Consider the following 255-nt stretch of genomic DNA (forward strand, 5'->3'; position numbering starts at 1 on the left):
GTAAAACACACGTCGCGACTGCTCTCGGCGTCCAGGCTATCGAGCATCACCGCCGAAAGGTCCGCTTCTTCTCGACCATCGAATTGGTCAATGCGCTCGAGCAGGAGAAGGCAAAGGGCAAGGCAGGCCAGATCGCCGAGACCCTGGTCCGTCTCGATCTGCTGATCCTCGATGAGCTCGGATACCTTCCGTTCAGTGCCTCAGGTGGAGCGCTGCTCTTCCATCTGTTGAGCAAGCTTTATGAGCGCACCAGCG

General features: G+C 58.4%; 1 protein-coding gene. It reads left to right on the plus strand.

Annotation, left to right across the window (positions count from 1 at the left end):
- The coding region (locus JNB91_RS30620) for an ATP-binding protein (RefSeq protein ID WP_220329145.1) at positions 1–255 on the plus strand (255 nt) is incomplete at both ends.

Source organism: Aliirhizobium wenxiniae (assembly GCF_019511445.1).
Classification (GTDB): Bacteria; Pseudomonadota; Alphaproteobacteria; order Rhizobiales; family Rhizobiaceae; genus Neorhizobium; species Neorhizobium wenxiniae_A.